The sequence below is a fragment of the Candidatus Borrarchaeum sp. genome, assembly GCF_019058535.1.
Lineage (GTDB): Archaea > Asgardarchaeota > Sifarchaeia > Borrarchaeales > Borrarchaeaceae > Borrarchaeum > Borrarchaeum weybense.
The window spans coordinates 25,139-47,449 of sequence record NZ_JAHPYX010000110.1 but is presented as its reverse complement, the minus strand read 5'-3'; the positions used below and the strand labels follow the sequence as shown (position 1 = coordinate 47,449).

14 protein-coding genes are annotated in these 22,311 nt (G+C 34.8%); 6 read left to right on the top strand and 8 right to left on the bottom strand.

The genetic code is table 11. From position 1 onward, the window contains the following. Positions 1–2: 2 nt before the first annotated feature. The 3 genes from QVB70_RS06305 to QVB70_RS06295 form a co-directional block, all read right to left on the bottom strand. Positions 3–1,562, bottom strand: coding sequence for an oligosaccharide flippase family protein (locus tag QVB70_RS06305; protein WP_287584529.1), 1,560 nt, complete (start codon positions 1,560–1,562; stop codon positions 3–5). 130 nt (positions 1,563–1,692) lie between these two features. After that, positions 1,693–3,645 (bottom strand): hypothetical protein, encoded by a 1,953-nt coding sequence (locus QVB70_RS06300; protein ID WP_287584527.1) that lies wholly within the window; start codon positions 3,643–3,645, stop codon positions 1,693–1,695. Positions 3,646–3,662: 17 nt separating this feature from the next. Further along, positions 3,663–5,141, bottom strand: a complete 1,479-nt coding sequence (locus tag QVB70_RS06295) for a glycosyltransferase family 39 protein (RefSeq protein ID WP_287584525.1) — start codon at positions 5,139–5,141, stop codon at positions 3,663–3,665. Between the two features lie 131 nt (positions 5,142–5,272). On the opposite strand from QVB70_RS06295, the gene QVB70_RS06290 reads away from it, so the two are divergent. Beyond that, positions 5,273–7,648: a hypothetical protein gene (locus QVB70_RS06290; RefSeq protein ID WP_287584523.1), complete on the top strand. Its 2,376-nt coding sequence runs from the start codon at positions 5,273–5,275 to the stop codon at positions 7,646–7,648. 98 nt (positions 7,649–7,746) lie between these two features. On the opposite strand, the gene QVB70_RS06285 is transcribed toward QVB70_RS06290, so the two are convergent. Continuing rightward, on the bottom strand, positions 7,747–9,768 hold the full coding sequence (locus tag QVB70_RS06285) for a hypothetical protein (protein WP_287584521.1): 2,022 nt from the start codon (positions 9,766–9,768) through the stop codon (positions 7,747–7,749). A gap of 141 nt (positions 9,769–9,909) precedes the next feature. Here QVB70_RS06285 and QVB70_RS06280 point away from each other — a divergent pair, with 141 nt between their 5' ends. The 3 genes from QVB70_RS06280 to QVB70_RS06270 all read left to right on the top strand — a co-directional run bounded on the left by QVB70_RS06280 (position 9,910) and on the right by QVB70_RS06270 (position 14,496). Further along, positions 9,910–11,145: a glycosyltransferase family 4 protein gene (locus QVB70_RS06280; protein WP_287584518.1), complete on the top strand. Its 1,236-nt coding sequence runs from the start codon at positions 9,910–9,912 to the stop codon at positions 11,143–11,145. An 85-nt stretch (positions 11,146–11,230) separates the two neighbouring features. Then, entirely contained in the window at positions 11,231–12,385 is a 1,155-nt protein-coding gene (locus QVB70_RS06275; RefSeq protein WP_287584516.1) for a glycosyltransferase family 4 protein, read from the top strand. Between the two features lie 65 nt (positions 12,386–12,450). After that, the gene (locus QVB70_RS06270; protein WP_287584514.1) at positions 12,451–14,496 is read left to right on the top strand and encodes a glycosyltransferase family 39 protein; all 2,046 of its coding nucleotides are present in this window, start codon (positions 12,451–12,453) and stop codon (positions 14,494–14,496) included. 5 nt (positions 14,497–14,501) lie between these two features. On the opposite strand, the gene QVB70_RS06265 is transcribed toward QVB70_RS06270, so the two are convergent. From QVB70_RS06265 to QVB70_RS06250, 4 genes are read right to left on the bottom strand one after another with little or no spacing between them, the layout of a single operon-like run. Further along, a complete protein-coding gene (locus tag QVB70_RS06265; protein ID WP_287584512.1) occupies positions 14,502–15,533 on the bottom strand; it encodes a glycosyltransferase in 1,032 nt (343 codons plus the stop codon). A gap of 18 nt (positions 15,534–15,551) precedes the next feature. Beyond that, the gene (locus QVB70_RS06260; RefSeq protein WP_287584510.1) at positions 15,552–16,508 is read right to left on the bottom strand and encodes a glycosyltransferase family 2 protein; all 957 of its coding nucleotides are present in this window, start codon (positions 16,506–16,508) and stop codon (positions 15,552–15,554) included. Beyond that, positions 16,509–17,726, bottom strand: a complete 1,218-nt coding sequence (locus tag QVB70_RS06255) for a glycosyltransferase family 4 protein (RefSeq protein WP_287584507.1) — start codon at positions 17,724–17,726, stop codon at positions 16,509–16,511. 37 nt (positions 17,727–17,763) lie between these two features. Beyond that, positions 17,764–18,786 (bottom strand): glycosyltransferase family 2 protein, encoded by a 1,023-nt coding sequence (locus tag QVB70_RS06250; RefSeq protein WP_287584504.1) that lies wholly within the window; start codon positions 18,784–18,786, stop codon positions 17,764–17,766. A 128-nt stretch (positions 18,787–18,914) separates the two neighbouring features. Between QVB70_RS06250 and QVB70_RS06245 the strand changes: the two genes are divergently transcribed. Both QVB70_RS06245 and QVB70_RS06240 read left to right on the top strand, forming a co-directional pair. Continuing rightward, on the top strand, positions 18,915–20,069 hold the full coding sequence (locus QVB70_RS06245; protein WP_287584502.1) for a glycosyltransferase family 4 protein: 1,155 nt from the start codon (positions 18,915–18,917) through the stop codon (positions 20,067–20,069). A 48-nt stretch (positions 20,070–20,117) separates the two neighbouring features. Next, positions 20,118–22,307, top strand: coding sequence for a hypothetical protein (locus QVB70_RS06240; protein WP_287584500.1), 2,190 nt, complete (start codon positions 20,118–20,120; stop codon positions 22,305–22,307). Positions 22,308–22,311: the final 4 nt, after the last annotated feature.

The window sequence follows — 22,311 nt, the reverse complement described above, 5'->3', positions numbered from 1 at the left end:
AACTAGCCATAGAACTTGAGAATAAATTTTTTTAGCGGAAAATCAGATTGGCGAATAATATGCAGATCTTCCGAATCGAACGCCTTTACTAATTTCAATCCAAGCAGATAAACTCCCGCACCTATTAAAACGAAAGCTATGAAAGTAAATAATTCGGTTATAACAAAGAACTTCCCAACTAATAGAATCAAGACCATTAATGCTCCTGAAAGAATATACTTTGCTAGATTCTTAATTGGTAAAAAGTTACCACCAACATATTTGCGAGTAATGTATAAGAAAAAGCCATTGTTTGCTATTTGAAATATTAAAACACCAAATACGGCCCCCAGTATGCCAAATTGTGTAATAAGGAATATTTGAGTAGCAACTAATGCAACTGCTGATACTGCATTTATTTTTAATATGAGGTCATTCTTCTCAAGCACATTGAGGGCAGTATGCATAGGTGCCCCCAGTAAGCCTACACAAAAAGCGATAAGGAGTATTTGAAATGGAAATATTGAAGGACGCATCGCCTCGGTGTAAAAAATTATGATGAATTGTTCAGCTAAAGTTAAAGCGCCAAGGGCAACTGGCACTGCATAGAGGTAGAGAAATTTGGCGTGCATTTTACACGACTTATTTAATCCTGAGAATCCTTGTACTTGTACTTCAGCGTACGCTGCAATGCCCATTTCTCCAATTAATTGATTTGTTTTCTCAAGCATGTTTTGAGATGAAGAATATGCCAAATTGTAAAAACCTACTTCTTCCAAAGATCTAAACAAACCGATCAGATAATTTTCAGATCGTTTCCAAATGATAAAATTGACTAGAGGAATGGCAATCATTATTGCAGCGTATCTGATTAGACGTTTTCTAACATTTTTACTTACTACAGCTGTATTAGCAGATTCTGAAGGAATTCTAAATTTAAAGACTGTGCGAATGAACTTTACTAACGCAAAAAAAGTTTCGACTAAAATCGTTACTATGATAATCTCAGATATTCCAAATCCAGTTAATAGAACAGCTATTACAAAACAAGAAGTCGAGAGATTTTTCAGTGCTACAACTATATTCAGAAATTTTTGATCAAATATGCTTACTAAAATAACACCTGTTAAGGCAGAAAATGAATTAGGAACGATCCAAAGACTAATCAATCGCAAATAGGGTATTAACTCCGGATCGTTTGGAAATAACCCTATAGAACCTAGCGTCGCTGTTAGACTCTCAATCCAAAAGTAAACTGTTATACTAAAGAGTCCCGCTACAGTTAATTGAATGAGAACACCATATTTTATGATGGCTTTTGCCAAACTAGAGTCGCCTAGCGCTAAAAACTCGGGAACAAATTTGTTTAGTGTGTCTTCAATTCCCAATTTCCAGATTGGCGCAACCAGGTAAAATAAAGTAAAGACAAAAGCATAGGTACCATAATTCCTTACACCTAAACTTCTCACAATCACAACTGAAACGAGTAAGGTAACTATCATCGTCAGAACTTTTCCAATTAAGTTCCAGTAGATTCCTGTCATTACTTTCTTTGTGGTGCTCTGAGTTTTTGATTCGCTCATTACTTGTCCATCCAAATTGTAACCAAATCGTTTATTTGTGAAATAATTAATGGAGGGTTTCGTTTGTTAAATTGTGTGCCTTTTTAAGTTATCTTATACCGCATTTAACTTAATGAAGGAAGAAATCATTTCAGAAATATGTAGCGATTCGATGGTTTAAAACATGTATTATAATGAGATTTCCATTCATGTAGACGACCTCTAAGAAATGTAACTCCATATCATTTGAACCAATTTCATTTAACAAAGGATTGTCGTTTTTCAAATATGGAAGTATTTCAGGGCTTAAATCATAATAGAGATTCCTTTCCACTTGATTTTTTCCATAAGATTCACTATCAATGAAAAAGAAATTGATGGAGTATTTTTGAATATATTCAATGAGTTGTGCTTCCTCTTGAGTAAAGTGTGCTTTGTATGTGTCTATTGCAGTTTCTTTCCAAATGAAATAGGCATTTTGGTAAATCCAAGAGAAGCCTCCTAATTCGTGACTTGAAATAGTTGGTCTTTTAGCATACATTCTGACCGAATCAGCATATCTAGGCAAAGCTGAAACAACATTATCGGATTCTGTATAAGTTCTTAACCAAAGACAGGCATCGTAAAGCTCTGAAGGGGTATAGAAATTAGGAGGATACAGGGTCGCCTCAAGTATTCCAAAGATCGATATAAACGCGATAAATGCAGCTTTAATATAGTTAGCGGATATTTTTAGTTCGATTCTTTGGACTTTATCAAGTATCTTTACGAATCCGATGCCCGAATAAATTGGAGTTACTGCAATGATGAATGGAAGATATCTTGGAGGTCTTAACGTTACAAGAACACCAAAAATTTGTGTCGAAAAGAGAAGCAACACAATAAGAAGTAGGATCGATAGCATGAGAGGAAAAGGTTTCCAAAACAAATCTCTTCTACTTTTCAAGGCACAAATAAAACCTATGACAAATAAAACAGAACCAATTAAACCTATCATATGGATGACCGTAAAATGGTACATCCAGACAAATTCTTCCAAACCTACAGAAAATGGGTTCCTTAGATCTAATAGACCTCCAGTCGCTAGATAAACTAGATAGGTAACTGGTTGAATTAATGATCCTTCAGCCCTTCCTCCAGTTAAACCAACACCTGTTGTCACTAAGAATGTAGGAGTTACCAAAGAACCTGCATCTCGACCAAGTGCTTGAATTAAATAAAGTGCACTCGAAAGAACCATTACAATCCCTATTACAAAGAGGTCTACTATAGGGCGAAAAGAACGCTTCCTAATCGCGGTCAGGATACTTAGACCAAATATTCCTACAGCAGTTGCAAGTGCAGAAAAGGGATGAAATATGATACTTATACCTACAGAAATTCCAATGAGAATAAGCCATTTTAAGTTCTTTAAAGGTAAGGTCATAAAATAAAGGATTAGTAAGAATAAAAAAGCCCCTATTGAAGAATAGCTACCGATTGCAAAAATATTTATTGATGCAGGTACGGTTATGGACAAAAATGCTGTTGCAAGACCTAATTGCTTGTTTTTTGTTAAATTTATTGATATTTTGTAGTAAAGTAGAGGCGTGAGATAACCAAGAGATAAAATAATTATTTTCAAGATAAAAATGAGATCCAACCCAGAAATTAGTGAGAGGCAAATAACTAAAAAGGGAAGTCCAGGTGGATGAATTTCTTTTAGATAAACAATACTAGGATCTCTTTCAAAAGCAGAAGGATCGAGATATGAATGGATAACTGAAAGTATGTACCTTGAATCATCATAAGGAAGCCATTGGTTATTAAAAAAAACTGGAGAGGAGAACAGCATGATTGTATATATAAGAGAGACAAGAATTAAGGCATGAGAACCTATTCTTGGTTTTTGAACAATTAAAAGAAGGAAGAAAAGAGAAATAATCAAGGCGATGATAATCAATATGAGTTGATTCACCACTACAAACCTTGCAGAGTAGTAAGTCATTACAAACAATGCAAATACAGTAATTGGGACAAATATTAGAAACGATATTAAGGATAAAAATTTACTATCGTCTTGAAAAATAAATTTCCAACTTTTGACTCTTTCAATTGAATCCAAAGAGAGTAATCCTCCATTTAAGAGATATAATACAAATAGAAAGCAAAGTTGGGATGTGTTTTGCTTTCAAATACTTTGAGGAGATGCCCATCTGTCGTAAAACGGGCGATTAAGTAATAACTCTCATTTTGAGATATATCTTCAGACTTTATAATGTTGTAGCTTGAACCTAAGTAGAATCTTATTAGAAACAAATCTGACGAGAGAGGGGAAGTAAGAGTTACACCTTCAGAAATGTTTTCTTCGATATATACAGTCACCTCGCCTATTGTATCGTGATAATCATAAAAAGGAAAAAATCCGTTAAAACGAAATGCACCCACAGTTGTACGCCCCCACATTAAAATCGATAGAGATATTGTAATAAGCAGGATAAAATTAATTGTTACAATTTTAGCTTTCATTTTTGAAATTGAAGTTCTCAAATGAGAATACACATCAAAAAAACTATTGCTTGCTAATATTGCAATTGCAGGAACTGTAAGCAATAAATATCCAGAAATATTCCAATAGGGATGCAACAGATCATTAACTATTGCTCCATAAGTATATACGAGGGCAGGTACAATAATCCATATTAGCAAGAGAAGATCTGCTTTAAGTTTTCCTTTTAATCTGTATGATCTAAAAAGTGCCATAAGAAACCCCATTACAAAGAACATGAATAGAGGAAAGGTCAACTCTGCAAATAGAAACGTTAGTACAAAGAATGGGTTAGGATTAGGTACCTTTTCTCTAAGAGTTATCGTAAAAGCATAATGCCGAAGTGGATATAATCCAACAAAGAATAACCAAGGAGCAAAAATAACTCCCGCGATGCCAAAAGCCAACCATAAATGTTTATTCAATAATAACTCTCTATTTGATAAAAACAGAAAAGATACGATAATTAGAGGAACCATTATAGCATAATATTTTGTAAGAAGGCTTATTCCAAGAGAAACACCCATAAGAATATATACTGATAAACTTCCTCTTTTGTAGGCGTAGAAGAAAAGCAGCATAGTCAGAAGAATCAATGTTGATCCTAACATATCAACAAGAATAATTGAACTGAAGAATATATGCCAAGGCAAAATTGCAGTAAGAAAGGAACTAAGAAGACCTACTTTTTTATCATATAATTCTACTGCTAGAACATAAACAAGTAAAACAGCAAAGATTCCTGCTATTAATGAAACGATGCATCCATTAATATAATCCATTCCAAGAACCAAAAATGAGAATGATACAAGCAGAAAAAAGAGCGGTGGATGATCACCGAATCTATAATCAATTGATGTCCAATAGCCATTTCTCTCGAAAAAACTGCTAAATCCTTCAATTACGATTCGACGGGATATTAGCGCATATATTACAGCGTCTTTGTCATACCACCCGACTTGGCTGATCCTAAGAATCACAGCAAGAATTAGGATGACGTAAAGAATTAGTTTTTCAGGACTGATAAGCCTAGAGATAATTTTGTTGTAGATCATACTCTCACTAACTTTCAAGAAACAATCTCACTCATTGGTTATCAATATCATCACAGCAACGACGGAAAAAATATAAAGTTAATGCAGTGTTGAAGTCACATTACCTTGCAGAAAATATGTTTTCACATATTAATCAGAGTATAATATACATGTTGAAGAGTTGCAAGGATGTGATAGAGTTCTTTACAAAAGAAAGAGTTAGTTTTTTTCGAAATATCTTTATGTGGACAAGCATTTCACTTTTAATTCTCTTTATACTCTCTTTCGCAAGAGTGAAAATTGAAAACTATGCTGAAGTTAGTATTGTAATCTTTAATAACTTGCTAATTTGGGCACCACGTCAAATTGGCCTGTTAGTATTATCATTTGTGGCATATCTACTGTTACTCATTATTCCAGGTTTTGTAATTTCTACTTTCATTATTAGAGAGGCTAAATTCTTTTTAGAGAGACTGATATATGCTGTTCTGATTGGATCAATGCTCTTAACATATCTAATGGTAGCCCTTGGTCCGTTTAGTATCATAATTGCTCCTTTAATCTGGGCATTTGCATTATTCTGGACTATAGTACTATTCGTTAAGAAGCGATATTCTATTTTAATTAGAGAATGGAAAGCATTCATGTCAGAAATCTGGAGTAATCAGTTAGTCTATGGTCTCTTAGTCGTTATTCTAATCTTGAATTTGATCCCTAGTCTAATATTACATTTGACAAATCCTTGGGCAATGAATGATGATCATTTCTTATTTCTTATCGAACCTGCTGAAAGATTAGTTGTAAGTGGCTTTTACTCTCCACTTGACGCGGCTCCATCAGGGTTTTTGAATAATACATCTGTCTTCCCTTTAGGAGTTGCTGTTCTTGCTATGGTAACGATAATTGTAGCGACATTCTTTACAAACGTACTTTGTGTTGAGGTTGCAGGTGTATCTGGTATAATATTATCATTTTTTATCCCATTAACGGTTTTTACCGCTGGCAGGAAGCTTAGGAATACAAAAACCGGAATGATAGCATCCGCGTTTTTTCTCTTCACACAAGTAAATAATAGAATAATGGATGCACGATCTACTTGCTTTGTTTATATCTTTGTAATGAGTTTATTAATTGCAATCGTTGCTTATGAGCGAAATAAAAATAATAATAAGATGTTTCTAGTTTTAGGCGGCATATCGCTTGGTGCAATCATTATTACTCATTTAACAACTGGTATTCTATCATTAATCCTTCTACTTGGGGTTTACATATTTGCATTTATCACGAAAAGTTACCGTTATATGAAGATAACATCATGGTGCCTAGTCATTGGGTGGATATTTGCGCTTCCTTATCTTATTTGGATGTTTATCCTAGGAACCAGTACTCACAAAGGAAGTTTAGTGTTACCCATCGCAGTAGTTTTTTTAACTGTTCTAATTTTCTTAGGTTTAGTGCTCATCGGACATCTTGCTGAAATTAAAAAACCGCTTGATCAACTGAAGAAGTATAGATATCCTGCGAGTATACTGATTGGGATCTATCTCATAATTATTATCTTAAGAATACTGGCAACACCATTTATTGAACCATTTTACACCGGAGATCTTCTGTATGTACTAAATACATACGTTTTTTTGGAGGCTTTTGCCTTCGTCATAATAATCGTGTCCTTTTTTTCTGAAAAAATGAATTTTTATCGCATATTAGTTCTAACGATCTTGCCTGTGGTTTTTATAACACAGATGCTACCAGTAATTATTCCGCAATCCCTAATCTTTACTGCACTACGTTTACATGCTGATTGGGATGCGCTATTGCCTCCACTATATCGAAACCTAATTGCAAAATCCTATGAATATTTTTTACCTGTATTTCTCTGCTTTCTATCTGCTGAATTCATTCTTGAAGTCTATAGAAGGTTGGATGATATAAACATCTTTCAGCCCATTTTCAGCTATTTGTCCAGATTCAACATTAAAAAAATGCATGTAGCTATTTTTCTTTTCATTTTATTCATTATAATGCCAAATCCATTTGTACCTAATGTTAGAACACGGTTTGATAGTTATGAGAAACATCTCTCACAACACTGGTATCCAAGGTTTTTATGGGCACATGACGGTTTTTGGCCTACTGTAGGACATACCCAATGGACATATCTAAGCCCAGAAGAAGCAGCGGTTGGTAATTGGTTTCGCGAAAACACGCCAATAACGAGCCGATTTGTCTTTTATACAGAGTTAACTACCGTTAGTGGAACTTGGCTTCTTGATCAAGATTACTATGTCTATCTACGAATATCATTAGTCTCAGGAAGAGCACATGCAATATTAAAGAATCAAGATGCAAGAGCAATTTACAATACGCAGAACACAACTTTACGACTTGAATTGCTTCAGAAAGGAAAGGGAAGTTATGTTGTCGTAGGTCCTTATGAAAGAGGATTATACTCTGGGTGTGAAGCAAGACTTGAAGCAGATCCAATGCTTAGTCTTGGGTATAAAAATGATAGATTTACAGTTTATAGTCTGAGAATGATTTAGCTGTTTTAAGTATCAAATTCGTCGAAATCGTGCAAAAAGCTGAAAAGTTGACATTTTAATTTTTTTATCTCCATACCAAAACTTCTGCATTAAAAGAGCTAAGATAATGAATATATGTCGCAATAACCATTATTAAAGACTGGTGTAAAATATTGGGGATACTCTGCGAATTTTATTAAATTCTCTTTTCCAAAACTTTCATATTCCCTTATTGAAACGAAGATATAATCCACATCAAAGTCATTCATTAGATTTATTGCTTCACTAATATCTGGGGAAGTGTACATAACACGAACATCTTGGTATCGCCGTTCATAATTTAATTTATACGGTTCAACATGAAACTCATTCCCTAAAACAATCCTTCGTCCACTAAAAGAGGTTATAGGACTGGGAGGATAACTTCCGTTAGAGGGAGCGACAAGAAATACTGATTCTTCTGGTGTGTTCTCTCTAATCCAGCTATATGCCTCAAGTTCATCTTGTTGGAGTGTCATGTATACGGGAGAATTAACAGCTGCGCTGAACAATTGGATTGTTGGGATTATGCAAACCATGAAGAAAAATAGAAGAATCCCATACTTCTTCCATTTATCTGTAAATAGTTTATACGAAAATATCTTCGTTAAACCCTTTCCGGCATAAAAAATGGCAGGAATTGAAAACGTCCAGTAGTAATAGAAATTGCCGACCCTGAAGTCGGTGAAAAAAATTAGGAAAGTAATTACAATTAGCCATAACCCTAGAAAACGATCCAAGAAGCGAGTACTCTTTATTGAAAACACAAAGCCAATGATAGTGAGAATAATCGCAAAACCGATATACGAAAGGAGAGCAGCGAGTGATTGCACAGGGACGAAGGCTCCATAAAGAAATTTAAGTCCTATGAATCTTCCGGGCTTTGAAGTGCCAATTTCAATTAAATAAGGTGCGAAGAACTGCCAATAAAGATAAAGTGGGAGGGCGGACACTATACTAATTGAAAATACCAGAACTGCGTTTCTCCAATCACGCCATAAAAGAAGAAAAATTCCGAACATTAAGAGTACAATGAGGATAACAGCATAGATGAGCGTATGATAGAAGGGGAACATCACAAATAGAAGAATTGAAGTGCCGAGAAACCTCCTCTTTCGTTCCTCAACAAACTTGTTTAAGAAAAACAACGAAAGTATCGCAATTATATAAGCTGGTGTGTGCATGAACCCCTTCATAAACTGATCTATTCCTAATGACGAACAAAAAGCAATTCCTGGACTTGGAATTTGTGGAGGTAAATAGTTCCAAAGTGGAGGAGTGCCCCGCATCAACTGAAGAAGCCACGTAGCTTCTGTACCAAAAGAAAAGAAAAATGCTGAAATCACACCGATAAGCTCATTTTTGAAATTATCATTGCAGAAGATAAAAATCAACAAACCTAGTGCTGTACTCAAGATCCCATTCATTATAATCGCGAGAAAAAACGAATTTAATGTTGTTAACTCGCAAATACCAGAATAAAATATGATGAAAAGCCATGGATAGGTGAGTGGAGTACCAGAATACTCTGGCCATTGGGGAGGCATAGCTTTTCGTGATTCTTCGATGAAACTAATATACATGAAATAATCGCTGGGATTACTAACGAAAATGATACTATCTGGAAAGAAAACTATGATCGTGAGCAAATATACGCTGTGTGCGATCAAATTAAAAGCACTTAGGGCGAGTAAAAACAATAAAGAATGCTTAGAAATAGGAAGTCCTTTGTAGGCATAATTTTCTCGATATTGTGATAAAAATATTCCTAATAGAAGAAATATATCAAAGAAGAATAAACTAAAGAGAGGAGAGAGGTAGCCGAGTATTATAGCTTGGATAAGAAAAAGAAGTGAGCCAATTATAATACTTAATGAAAAGGAAAGAATTGCCATTCGAATATTGTCAATTTTAATACGTAAGTAAAATTTGAGAAATATCCAACCCGGTACAATGTTAAACAAGAATAAGTAAGAAGGAATGCGAACAAAATCTGGAAAAAGAATGAAGAGATTAGTAAGAATTACCGCCAAAAAAAGGTATCTTTCAGTATCCCACGCTTTCATAATAAGGGATTTTGCTACTGAAAACTCATTTCTCAACGTTTACTCGCATCCATAAAAAGATACTTATCAAATTGAAATAAATTTTATACTTTCTAACTTTGTCCAGCATAGTATCGCATGAACCTTTAAAATCATAACCACGATTGCATCATATGATTCCAATCTTGGGTGTCTTCAGTGGCTATAGAAAAGAAGAAATCTATGAAAATAGCGTATGTTGCTCTTGATGTTGCGCCTCAGCTTTTTAGAGGATCTAGCACACATACGATAGAAATAGCCAAAAATTTAGTCAATTTGGGAAATGAAGTTCATGTAATATGCCGACGGCTCTCAAAGACAGAGAGAAAATTTGCAAAAATAGGTAATCTATTCGTTCATAGATATTACAGAGGCATTGTGTTCCCCATTAAGCCACGTTCAGATTTTGAAGATATGATGGTAGAGAAAATCGTTCAAAAACAATCAGTATTCCGCTCAATCCTCATAAAACTCTATATGCTATATTTAAAGTATGTGTTTCCTCTTTACTTTGCAATTATCATTGCTAAAATTGCTAAAAAATATAAAATTGATGTTATTCTTGAACGTGGGTCTTCCTTAGGTGCAGGAACGATCGCAAGTGTTTTTAGCAGCCGCGCAATGGTATCAGAAATAATAGGGACAAATTTTAAAGAAATTTCCTTAAAAATAGCAAGGAAAATTATTGCGTACTCTTATGATATCCTTCCAAAGAAATATCTTAATAAGACAGAACTTGTCACCGCTGCTGCAAATATTGAGATGTTCACTCCAGAAATAGATGGAACAAGAATTCGAAGAAAATATGGCCTTGAGAACCTTTCAATAGTAGGTTATGCAGGCTGCTTTGCGGAATGGCATGGTGTCCTGGACTTAGTAAAAGCAAGCAAAAAGGTAATTTCAAAAACTGATCAAGTTAGATTTTTGATGATAGGACCTAATTCATCTGAAAGAGTTTTACCTATGGTACATAAAATGAATTTAGAGAACTACTTTATTTTTACTGACTTAATTCCATATAACGAGGTTCCTAGTTATTTAAATGCATGTGATATACTGGCTGCTCCGTACAATCCATCAGCTTATGCAGAAACACGAAAATTTGGCTTTTTCTATTCACCAATCAAGCTCTTCGAATATATGGCATGTGGGAAACCCATAGTCACATCTTCGTGTGGAAGTATCCCTACAATTATTAGGGATAAAGCAACTGGATGTTTATTTGAGCCAGGAAACATAGAAGATTTAGCCAATGCAATACTTTTCCTTTTGGAAAACCGTAAACTATCTAAAAAAATAGGAATTAATGCCAGAAAAGAAGTTGAAAAGAAATATACATGGAAAGGCGTTACAAAAAAGATCGAACTGATATTAAGAAGCGCTTTGATTATATAACTCATTTTAGGAAATAATATTTTTAAAAAGAAAACCATATTCAACCAATCATAAAATCTTAGAAACTCAATTGAGTGATACTATATTGAAAATTGCCGTAATTAGTCCTTACTTCACGACCTTTTTTAAGCAACATGAGTACGGTTTAGCCGAAACCCTCTCAAAAAGACACCAAGTTACCATTTTGACTTCTAATAGACGAATGAGGAAGTTCTTTAGCAAAGAGAAGTATTTTGGGCTTGGAACAAGAAAGGAACAAACCGTTGATGGTTTTAAAGTAATCTATTTACCTACACTATCTGATTTCCCAGAACAGCCCTTTGTTCCAACCATTATTCCCGAGATCCTTGAATCTGATTATGATTTAGTGCATGCTCATGAAGACTTTCAACCGGTCACATTGTTTGCAATGCTAAGTTGTAAAGTTAAAGGAATCCCATTTATGTATACACAGGAACGCTACTACTACCCGAGATCTCCTTGGAAACAAGTTTATCAACTTTACGAAAAAAGTATATGCAAAATAGTTCAGAGGAGTGCTGATGCTATAGTTGCTAGATCTACAGCTGCCAAAGAATTCTTAGTAACAAATAAAGCGCTGGCTGAAAAAATTAAAGTTATACCAGCGGGTGTTGATATTAAAGAGTTTTATCCAAAAGATGATACCACATTCAAGCAAACTTTAGGGTATGAAAATTCACCACTTATTTTGACAGTTGCTCGGCTTCACCCAAATAAAGGATTACCAAATTTGATAAAGGCAATGAAGTATGTAACAAAGAAGGTACCCTCAGCAAAACTGGTAATTTTGGGAAAAGGATCGCTACATCTGCCTTTAAAAAACTTAGCAAGTCATTTGGGGATAGAAGATTCCATAAAATTTCATACTGACCCAATTCCAAATAATAAAATGATCACCGTTTATAGCAGTTGCGATATTTTCGTCCTTCCGAGTCTGAGAGAACCTTTTGGTCGGGCGTTGGTAGAAGCCTTGGCATGTGGAAAACCAGCAATAGCTACAAATATAGGTGGGCCAAAGGACTTAATAATTGATGAAAGAACAGGATATTTAGTTCAACCTGGGGACATTAGGCAATTAGCGGCACGAATGATAGCGTTACTCACCGATCATAATTTGGCCGAAGAATTAGGATTCAATGCAAGACATAGAATTGAGAAAGAATACGATTGGGAAGTAATAGCCAGCGCTTATGAAAAAGTGTATTCCCAAATCATGTAGTTTTTAGAAGAAGATTAACACAAATTACAGTATTATTATTGCAGCGAATTAACGGTGTAAGACGAATGGGTCTAATAGACACCATAATTGGCGTTTTCTTGCTTGATAAGAAATCATATGACTCATTAACAGAAGAAAAACCAGGTGAGTTTGCAAAAATCGCCGTATTAGAAATTAGTATCATATTATTAACCTATCTGTTTTTTTATCTCTTTGTAGCAGAGATTCACCTTGTTAACATATTTGGACTTCTATCATTGATCCCAATAATGATTTCTTTTGGCTTCGCTTTTGTAACATGGATTATTGCTCAAAAAAGTAGGATACAAATAGTTACGCACAGATTTCGGATATTCATCTTTGCATCTTTACCTGTTGTATTGCTACCACTTTCAATAATCTTCTATCTACTTTTAGGCAATTTCATTCGTACAACATTATCTATTCTCTTCTTGATTTCCTTATGGACGCTATTTTGCAGTATTCAACTTAGTGGCTTATTTTGTAAAAAAGAGAAAATAGAATCAAAGCTACCCATGCTTTTTGTTATAATAATCCTGTTAACAAGTGCTTTGGAGTATATTTTGATAGTTCCAGCTGGTGTAAGCGGGGCAGACGCCGCAACGTTCTATTTTATGGCAGTACGATTTTCAGAAAATCCCACACTCTCGTCATTTTACTATGAGGATCCGCTCATACCTTTGATGAATGAATTATTGAATGGAAAGTCCGATCTAAACTTCTTAACAATCCCGAATACTTATGTATATGATCGAACAACAGGAAAGGTATATGCTGACAAATCCATTGGAGCACCGCTAGTTTTTGCATTAAGTATTATATTATTTGGAAAAAACGCAGCACTTTATGTGAATGTGGTTTTTGGATTTTTGACTAATCTTGTAACATACTTTTGTGCAAAAGAAATCTTTAAAAATGATATAAAGCGAAATCAGATAGCAGCAATCTCTGTCTCGGCTCTCGCCTTTAATCCTATACATCTAATTCTTTGTGGCTTTACTTTAAGCGATATAATTTCTGAATTTTGTATAATCTTGTCAATTTTTTGTCTTCTAAAACAAAAGAAGAATAATGGTATACGTTTTTTCCTTTTTTCTGGCGCTAGTTTTGGATATGCTATTCTAACGCGTCCAACAAACATCCTTATAGTTATTCCCGTAATATTATTAATAGTTGTAGAAAAACCGCAAATCATTACTGATGCTAGACTGTATATTTATTTTGGAACTATAGTCACTGTAGCAAGCCCTGCACTTATATACAACAATTTACTTTTCGGTACTCCTCTAAAAAGTCAAAGTTGGATTCTTTCGATATATTATGAGTTTGCTCTACAGAGATTAGTCCAACAGATTATCATATATGCACAAGAGATCGTATGGAATTTTGGAGTGTTTATACCAATAGCTTTTATTGGGTTCTACGTGTTTTTCAAAAAAAATCAGAAGAGAGCGCTATTTCTTCTAGGATGCATTATCGCAACCTTTGCCCCTTATGCCTTCTATATATACTCTGTGGGACGATTCATGCTCCCAGCTTTTCCTATTTTAGCAATATTCTCAGGAAAAGGCTTACAGGAAATTTATCGATTCATAAAAGGGATTCCATATGAAAAAAACTTAACTAAGGGGTTAACGACAATGATTTTGATACTATGTGTGCTATCGATCACAGTACGATACCATCCATTACTACCGAATCGAGAATGGCTCAATACCAGCAGTTCGGGGCTCACAAAGAGTAAACTTGACGCAGTCTGTCAAATAAAAAATACAACGCAAGAAGACTCAGTAATCCTTTGTGGTGCACTGACAACTCCACTACGAATTTATGCTGAAAGGTACACAATATATATTACATATCACCCTCAATGGTATCAAAGTATAGAAGGAAAGGAAGAAGAACTAAAACAAATACTCAATTGGTTTTTAGAGCATGATAGAAATGTGTTTTTACTGATAGATGAACCAAAATCTACTCCTAGGTTAATGGACTATTTGATTGAATTCTATCACTTTGAGTTAGTACTGAATATTTCCAATAGTCTGGAAGGCTGGAGTTACCTACTTTATCAAATAAACCATGGTTAGAGAATTTAACTTTCTATTTTTATGCCTCTTGGCGGATATATTCCCTTTACATCAAGTCGTATTAGACCTCTTATCATTCCAAAGCTTTTCAGTATAATAAATAGTAGTGAAACAAATGGTAGGACTAAAAGTCCTTTTATACCAATTCTCTGCTTTATTTTAATTTTGAGCCCCTTGATAAAGTAATAACCTATCAATCCAATAATAGGTAGAAATAACAGTCCAAAAGCTCTTATAGAGGATATTACGGATGCAAATAAGAGGATTGGGGAGAATAGATAGCCAAAGAGTAAAGTTAAGACCAGTAATGAAATGATAATTGATTTTTTATTAAGAAAAACTCCATATCGTCTATATAGTGTCCCTTCTGTGATACTTGTCCGATAAATTTGTTTGCAATACTTTTTGAAAGGTTTGTTAAGGTAATGACGAATTACTGCTCTCCTGTCCTTAATTATTTGATAATCTTGTGAGAGTCTATAGCCGATATCCTTGTCTGGGTAGTCAATACTTTCATCAAATCCCCCTATTTTGATAAGAGCATCCTTTCTAATTGCAGTCCCATAGGTAGACATACTTCTCCAAGTTACTTTGTGTGGCTCTCTATTAAGTGCATTGGACACCTTTGCGTTATAATAGTCATGAAATGCTGCTCTTATCTGTGAGATGAATTTGTCTCCAAAAACGCAGGCTTGTCCACCAATTACGCATCCAACATCTGGATTAGTGAAATGCTCAACTAAAAACGTAAGCCAATGAACATCTACCCTTACATCCGCATCAGTAAAAGCGATAATATCGCCTTTAGCTTCCTTAACGCCTATATTATGTGCAGGTCCTATCTTATATTTTGGATTTTCGATAATGCGGACAGGATATTTCGATGCGATTTCAACTGTTCTATCAGTGGACTTTCCATCAATGACGAGAATTTCATACCTTTCTTGGGGAAAATCTAAGTTAAGGATACTTCGTAGGCACGTCTCAATATTCTTTTCCTCGTTTCTTGTAGGAATTACAATTGATACGAAGCTCATAATAGTGCCTTCTTTAATTTAATCTGTTAGAGGGAATAACCTGCCATAAATCTTCCCGAGTTCTCTCACAAATTCTGTAAATATTGTTAAAAAAGCGCCTATTATTGATTTTTTTGATCTATATTTAATCACGGCTGTAAGTAAGACAACGTAACAGATTGTTAAAAATACTGAACACCAAAAATATGGCTTAAACATACTTAAATAAAACGAAACAGCACCCAGCGAGAGAACAACTATTGCAACAGGAATTAGAATGATATAGATTATTCTTTTTTTACTGTCTGAATGATGTCCCAACTTTTTTTCCAAATATGCCCGACTTTTTCCCAACTTAAATTTCTTTCTAAGAAGCGCAGAAAACGATGGAACGTAGTCGTGATGCGCTACTGCATAAGGCGTATAGACTAAAAGATAACCTGCACTCAAAAGTCTCGAACAAAGTTCATTTTCATCGTGACCATATTTTATTTTCGTATCGAAATAACCAGCCTCAATTAAAGCAGATTTTCTGAAAGCCATGTTACATCCAACAAAATATTTTGTTTCTTTAATATCTGGACCTTGATCATAATCAGGAGCAAATTCGCGATTGAACAAAGTATTTGTAATAGGAATTACCTTTCCGCTTACTCCAGCAATTCTTTCGTCTTCAAAGGGTTTAACAAGGCTTTTTAACCAGTCCTTTTCAGCTATTGCATCATCATCAAGAAAAACAACTATACCACCCTTACTGTTAGAAATACCTAGATTACGTGCTGCTGAAATTCCAGATCTCTTTGATTCCCTAACGAACTTAATAGGATACTGCTTAATTAGATCGATAGTACAATCTGTTGAACCACCATCAACTACAACAATTTCGAAATTTGTATTTTTTTGAGCCATTAACGAATCCAAACAACGCTCTAATTCTCTACAACGGTTATATGTGATAATGATGACAGAAATCAATGATGATACGTTTCTGCTCAATTAAGCACCTTCTAATTCATCATTGTATAGTTGTAATATTTTTTTTGCACATAAATTCCATGTGAAATCGTTTTCAACTCGTGACCTTGCATTTTCTCCCATCAGTTTGGCATCATCTTGATGCTCTAAGAGATCTATTATCTTATCTGCAAGTAGATTTGAGCTTTTTGAGGGAATAAGAATTCCCTCATGTTCATCGTTGATTAATTCAGGAATTCCTGAAACCTTCGATGCAATTATAGGAGTTTCACATGCCATTGCCTCAAGAATGACTTTTGGACATGGATCATAGAGAGTTGGAAGTACAAAAACATCTGCCATCGAATAATATTTCGGTAATTCTTGATTTGGGATCTTATCCATCAATCCTACAAAAGGAGTAATCTTAAGATTTTTGATATTTTCTCTGAGTATATTCCAGTATACATCTGTTCGTAGCCATTTCGGTGTCCCTCCAACTGCCAGAAAAAATACATTCGGAATACGTTTGGAAACCTTTGGTATCGCTTTTAATAAGTAAGGAAGACCTTTTCTTAGACCAAAATGTCCAACAAAAAGCACTACTCTTTTTTCACTTAAACCAAGTTGTTCCTTTAGTTTTAAACCTTCTTTTACTTTATGAAATAAATCAATATCTACTCCATTATGTATAACACGGATTTTTTGGCTTGGAATTCCATAATATTGCACTAATTCCTCTTTTATTGCATTACTAACTGCAATTAAAATATCAGCTCTCTTCCACATAGCTTTTTGTCTTAAAAGAGAAAACTTATTCCAAAAATTTGTCCTTATTGCAGCAGAAAATGAATATTGTACAGGTGAGGCAATATCCTGTGCCATACCCCCAAGTGTGGTAGTGTGAATATGATTAAATAATGGTTTCTTTACAGTAGTAAAACGTCTTGTTAGGCTGTATAGAAGACTCGCTGTGGCATGTGTGTGAACTATATCAATGCCTCTTGATTTATCTAATTCCTTTAGTTTTTTAATTGCATAGAAATTATACGGATTTCTTACTCTATGTACAATAATGCCATCAGGAGATTCTAATTGAGGAGTGTGTTTATCTATTGCAGCAATTACGTGAACTTCAGCCCCTAGTTTGACCTGCTCTTTGGAAATAAAATAGAATACCGGTTCTAACCCAAAAGTCATTCGACCTTTTTGTGGAAAGGATCTGACCAGTCGACAAACTATTTTATCATTACCTCGCAAGAAAGATCCCTCAAATTGTTGGAGGATAGTAAATTTACTAATTAATCTTTCTGATAGTTCTCCAAAAACGAGTTAAGTATAATGATACAACGGAAATTAATAAGCCATAACTAAAAAAAAGGTTGCGAATTAACATTAAAAGGGGATACAAAACAAGAACTCTCAAGTCTAATTTGTTTTTGAAAAGATATCTTGCTCTTATTGTCATTAGAAAATAGAATAGTACAAATGCTAACGTAAATCCAATGATTAATGATACAAAAAAGCGTTGAAGCAGCCAGATCAAGCAGGGAATAAAAAGTGTGCCAAAAAGTGTAAAAAAGAACCGAATCTTGTCTCTTTTTGATAAACCGTAAGTGTCTATGAATGCCTGTCGCCCTCTGCCATGTCTGAATGAGCGTTTTAAAAACTGTATCCAAGAATCTGTAAGACGATGACTCCATACTTCGTGAGGTGTTATAGCAGTTGTATAACCAAGTTTAGATGCACGAGCCCATAATTCTCTATCTTCAGCTATTTCTACACTTTGTTTGAACCCACCAGTTTCCTCAAGTATATGCCTTTTAAAGGCCCACGCAGATTGAGGCGTATTTGTGCCTTCTTTCATTTTTCTATTTCTTGCCCATATCTCTGCCTCTAGCAAACTAGTAAGGTTATTAGCTACATTGAGACCATCTCCAATCGGATGAACCATATCATAACCTTTGCTAATTGTTTTGTATATCGTTGAAAGAAAATCAGGTCGATATAACGCGTCTGTTTCACAAAATACTACTATACTGCCATTGGATCTCGAAAGCCCAATGTTTCTTGCTGTGGATCTATCAACATGATCAATTTCACAGATGATTATTCTAGGTTCATATTCAAATTTCTTTAACTCTTTATAAGTTCGATCAGTGCTTCCCTTGTCAAATAAACAAATGATTTCAAATGAACTCAGGTCTTGCATCACTAGAGATTGTAGACAATCCTTAACATAATTTTCATCATTATAGAATGATAATATCACAGAAACATTTACAGGCGAATTACTAGAATCAGATGTCGTGATATTCAATGGATCATCCCACTACGAGACATAATTATAATCAATATTGAGTAATCAATTTCACTTAAGAAGATAAATAGTTCATCATCAATACCACTAAATCTATATAATTTATTTAATGAGGGATCTCATAGAAAATGAAAATCGCGCAAGTGAGCGTATATTTTTATCCTGCAATGATAGGCGGCATAGAGTGGTATATACGTAATATTTCGAAAGAGTTAGTCAAAAGAGGTCATGAGGTTCACATTTTTACAGTAAATGCTAAAGATGGGAAATCATTAGGGCCTTCGGAAGAAATCTTCGAAGGAATACACATTCATCGGCTGCCAATCCTACTTGATATTAGTTATCGGCTAAAGTTTTGGCCAACACTTCTATTTCGAATTTTGAGAGAGAAATTCGATGTAATCCATGTATACGACTATATAACGACGCATGCGATGCTTGTACCCTTATTAAACCTATTAAAAGATATAAGAACAGTCCTAATGATTTATGATATTCATCATCTTGTACCACGACGCCCAGTTAAGTATATTCCATTAGCGCTTTTTGATAAGTATTTTTCGCGAATGGTTTTAAGGCGTTATGACAGGCTTTTAATTCGAACCAGTCTTTTAATAGATCCGATTCTAAAAATGGGTGCCAAAAAGGACCAAATAAGGATTACACCCTCAGGGATACGATCAGAAAGTCTTGAAGAATATAATGGCGATATTTTCAAGAAGAGATATGGAATTGATGGACCTATTATATTATACTTAGGCAGGCTTCATCCGATGAAAGGTCCACAAGTCCTAATAAAAGCAGTTCCAAATATTATTAAGGATATACCAGATGCAAAATTTGTTATTATAGGACCAGACCAAGTTAACTACAAAAAAATTCTTGAAAATCTAAGTAAAAAACTTCATGTAGAAGATTATGTACATATCTTTGATCCGATCTACAATATTAAAGAAAAAATGCAGGCTTATGCTTCGTGTGATGTTTTTGTTTTACCTAGTGGATACGAAGGATTTGGTCAAGTTTTAGTTGAAGCGATGGCTCAAGGAAAGCCTATTGTTGCTACAAATGCTGGAAGCATTCCAAATGTAGTGACTGACAAAAAAGAAGGATTTTTAGTAAAATATGGAGATTATGGGGAATTAGCCTCTAAAATAAAACAAATTCTTCTTACCCCAGAATTAAGTAAAGCACTTGGAAACGCAGGAAGAAAAAAAGCAAGACAATATACATACGAAGAATTAGCAGCACAACTTGAAAAGATTTATTTGGAATTAAAGTAATAATCAGAAGACTTAAAAAAAAATGAAAGTAAGTTAATAGGCGTTAGAATGAAACAACGGCGAATTTTCATATTATTGGTCATTATAATTTCTACATTATTCGTTTTATCGTCATATAGCAGCGCGACTTCTATTTCTCACGTTAATAATACAACACTTGTCCCCGCAGATTCAAAAAACCAAGTGCCAGATATTACGAAAAATACTGCATTTATAACTCAGACGTTTTATCTAAGCGATCAGTTTGCAGTATATGGCGAACCAACGTCCTCTACCGTCATTGATGCAGAAATATTCATCATAAAACATCCTGAAACAAACCCTGTTCTCTCAGTTCCCTACTTTGGAGAAGTAAAAGCAATTCGAAATCCATCATTCATTTCGTATAAGTATGGCCAAGACGTTTGGGGTCATAACGTGATAGAATTTAATATCCCGAGAACGACAGGCTATGCCAAAATCTCTGTAGAATACGAAGAACAAAACTTACTTTCGATAATGTATCGGAATTATATGAAAATCTACTATGCGGAATCAACGATTGGATTTATTAGAATTAACAATCTTTCCTATGATGTCCAATACTACATGTCGTTTATACTGCCAATTGATGCCGAATTTTTGTATGGATTTCCCTGGGGAGTAAGGGAAGATTCTACTATCAGATATACTGAACGCGAACTTACCGTGAGAGTGAACAGTGGGCTTTATCTACATATTGCCTATCAACCCAAGAGATTGAAGATTTATTCGACGCTTCTCTCAATTCCAGCCTTCCTGATCATCCCATTTATGTATATATCAACTACACAAAGATATTTCCAACGAAGTATAAGGAAAATCACCCGATCAGGCATTTATAAAAAATGCAATTACATGATTCGTCAGATTCAGCCTATGCGCTTTGCTATTGCGTTCTATATATTTACAACTATGCTAATGGTTTCATTATCAATATCAGTAGGACCCAATCCAGATGCAACAATTGTTGTCATCGCAGACAATTTTAACGAAATATCCGATAATATTCACGTTAAATATCCACATGCGAAGATATTTCACTATTGGTCAGTTCAAAAACGATTAAATCAATTACGAGATGTGAAACAAATTGATATCTTCATCGTAGGATATCATCCAAATCCAGCGCAATATATCGTAGATGATATCATTGTATCTTCTGAATCAGGTGTAAGATTAATAATATTAGAGGAACAGCAAGGCACTCCACTTGCATCAGCGATACTTAAAGAATTCAATGCTGGAAGGGGCGATAATTTAAGGATAATTCCATTGAACAGTGTAAATGGACATGTTGGAAGTATATACAAACAGAGACAAAAACTTCATCGGTTATATGAACCATCTTCTGAACTATTTATAGAAACCTGCTCCATTATTGCATTTCTATCCCTGTTACATTTCTATGCTGCTGGAATGGTAGTAACTGCAGCCGCGACACCTCCATCTACAAAATCAATGACTGAAGTGTTTTTACAAGCGATTTTATCAACTTTCGCGGTATTTTCTTTTAGTATGATTTCTCTCTTTTCTGTAGGCAAGTTATTAACAGTCCTTCCTGCAGTTCATGGTGCATCAGGAGTTGTTGACGGATATCCAATGACTTTGGTTGGATACCTTCCAAGCCTTCCTCCACCGTTTCCTTCTTTTGGAGGAGGCAATCTTTTGCGTGCTGCATTCAGCGCCTTAGGAATAGTTACAATAATCCTAATTAATCACAACAACAATATCATAAAACTCGATTTCACACTTTTTGTTTGCCTATTAGGAGGGATAGGTGTACTTACGGTATCCCCCTATTTTGGTCCATTCATTATAGGATTGGCAGTGGTTTTTGTTACATCGGGCATTGGCCCCGTAACCGGAGCCCCTCGAATATTGGCTGCAGACATATCACTGTTTCTTCTTACATTCTCTGAGTTCTTAGAATTAGGGAATTACTCACGTGGCATAATGCTCTTCTTCGCTTCTGTGGTTCCATTAACGATAACCAGGAAACTCTCAAGAAGGTTACGCACGCCTGTGTATATAATTATGATTCCAGTGTTAGCAAGAGGATTAATGCGCCTTGGTGAGATGAATCCCTATACGCTTATAAATAGTGCAATTCCAGGTCTCTTTTTCGGAATAGCGCTTGCAGCGATCTTTCTTCTATTGAATGCTGCTGCATATCTCTCGTTTAGAGCGATAGTAAGACTAAAGCAATGGTTCAGATAATTTG

What these genes read in the sequence shown, in the direction of transcription:
- QVB70_RS06305 (WP_287584529.1), bottom strand. Translation starts at nt 1,562, where the DNA reads ATGAGCGAATCAAAAACTCAGAGCACCACAAAGAAAGTAATGACAGGA.
- QVB70_RS06290 (WP_287584523.1), top strand. Translation starts at nt 5,273, where the DNA reads ATGTTGAAGAGTTGCAAGGATGTGATAGAGTTCTTTACAAAAGAAAGA.
- QVB70_RS06270 (WP_287584514.1), top strand. Translation starts at nt 12,451, where the DNA reads ATGGGTCTAATAGACACCATAATTGGCGTTTTCTTGCTTGATAAGAAA.
- QVB70_RS06265 (WP_287584512.1), bottom strand. Translation starts at nt 15,533, where the DNA reads ATGAGCTTCGTATCAATTGTAATTCCTACAAGAAACGAGGAAAAGAAT.
- QVB70_RS06245 (WP_287584502.1), top strand. Translation starts at nt 18,915, where the DNA reads ATGAAAATCGCGCAAGTGAGCGTATATTTTTATCCTGCAATGATAGGC.
- QVB70_RS06240 (WP_287584500.1), top strand. Translation starts at nt 20,118, where the DNA reads ATGAAACAACGGCGAATTTTCATATTATTGGTCATTATAATTTCTACA.